This window comes from Arthrobacter glycogeni (assembly GCF_054510815.1).
Map to the genome: position 1 here is coordinate 1 of NZ_JBTNDV010000029.1, position 1767 is coordinate 1767.

A 1767-nucleotide genomic window follows, 5' to 3' on the forward strand; every position below is an offset into this window, starting at 1 on the left:
CCACGGATCCCTCGACGGAATGACACCGTCCGCGTACTGGAAAAACTGGACCGCAGGAAACCAACTAGCTATCGCATAGCCACTGGACTGCTAACGGGGGCCCAACCACCCTGACATGACCGGACTTTCGTACCGCAATCTGCAGTACGCGAGGTCAATTGCCGCAGCCAATACCGGCAAGCCAATTGTCCAACAGCCTGTTGGACTATTGCCATGGGCCACATCGTGGTCCTGATCGACAAACTTGATGACCCTGCTGCTCTTTATCGGTATGCCGCGGCCGAGGACGGATGGTCGCGGAACGTGTTGATGAACATGAGCATCAATACGTCGAGGGGGCGCTCCGGGGGCCGCCGTCGTACTTCAACCGACACTTCCCCTCCCACGATTCAGGGCTGGCGCAACAGGTCGCCGAGGATCCGGTGAAAGTAACCACAGCGGCGCAGGACGATGAAGCCCGATTGACGAGAGGTTGCGCGTCACAGCTTGGTGAAACGACTGCGCCTCCAGCTCATCCTGGATCGGCCCCACCGATGCACCTAGTAAAGATTTGCAAAACCGTCGAGACCCACGATGATTTTTGTCCTGTTCATGCAGAGTGAAAGCCCCGAAGTACCCATCCCAAACCCGTCCAGCCACGAGCGACCGCCCCGATTCCTGCAGCCTAACTTGAGCCAAATGACGCATTCGGTTCGAGCGCATCAACCACTCCACACCTCTGGCATCAATGGTAATCACCGTGAGCGCCCACTCACGTCCAGTCGTGTCGCAGGTTGGACGTCTCCTCTTCCCGAGCGCCTGCAGGGCCACGGTAGGGCCGCAGGCGGCAAGCCTTCGATTGTCCGTCATGCAGTCCCAACGCTTTGCTCCCATGAACTGGAACAAACCTTGCCCCTGGGTCGGCAACAAGGATGGAGAGAATTTCATGGCCACCACCCCAGAAAGCAGCGACACCGCGAAAGCTGCTGACTATCAATGGCTGACCCCGAAGGACATTTGCACTCAGCTACAGATTCCAGAGCAAACGTTCTACCAGTGGCGAGTCAGACACCTCGGGCCCCGCGCGTATCGAATCGGCAGGCATTTGCGAATCAGCCGCACCGACTACGACTCCTGGTTGTCCTCTCGATTGGACACCTAAATGTCACCAAGACCCCCGCTACCGCTTGGAACATGGGGGAAGATCAGCCGGAAAAAACACCCGACCGGCCGCTGGCGTGCGACGACAAGATACCGTGACACCGACGGCATCACCCGCACCGTTGAAGCCTGGGGAACGAGTGGAGCTGCCGCAGAGCGAAACCTTGTCACTTCGTTCCAAGACCGGCGAGCCCCTGCCGCACGTGATATTTCCAGAGATACTCGGCTATCCGAGCTCAGCGATCTGTGGTTCGACGAAATCGAGAACAATGGTCGCGCAGGCCGAAGGACCATCGATGGCTACCGTGACACCTACCGACGTGTCATCGAACCCGCGCTGGCAGGACTCCGACTGCACGAGTTGAGCACCGGCCGTATCGACCGGTTCCTCAAAGACGTCGCCGCAGACCACCCCGCCACCGCACGTCATTCCAAAATCGTTCTGACCGGCATGGTCGGTCTCGCTGTTCGCCATGATGCCCTGCGCAGCAATCCAGTACGGGAAGTTGGACCTATTGGTTGGGCCCCCGTTAGCAGTCCAGTGGCTATGCGATAGCTAGTTGGTTTCCTGCGGTCCAGTTTTTCCAGTACGCGGACGGTGTCATTCCGTCGAGGGATCCGTGGGGC

At 58.9% G+C, this 1767-nt stretch carries 2 protein-coding genes; one reads left to right on the forward strand and one right to left on the reverse strand.

Translation table 11 applies throughout. From position 1 onward, the window contains the following. Positions 1 to 925: 925 nt before the first annotated feature. A complete protein-coding gene (locus tag ACX80G_RS17095; RefSeq protein WP_459309218.1) occupies positions 926 to 1141 on the forward strand; it encodes a helix-turn-helix domain-containing protein in 216 nt (71 codons plus the stop codon). A 225-nt stretch (positions 1142 to 1366) separates the two neighbouring features. Here the strand turns inward: ACX80G_RS17095 and ACX80G_RS17100 are convergent, their stop codons facing one another. Beyond that, positions 1367 to 1615: a hypothetical protein gene (locus ACX80G_RS17100; RefSeq protein WP_459309216.1), complete on the reverse strand. Its 249-nt coding sequence runs from the start codon at positions 1613 to 1615 to the stop codon at positions 1367 to 1369. Between the last annotated feature and the right edge of the window lie 152 nt (positions 1616 to 1767).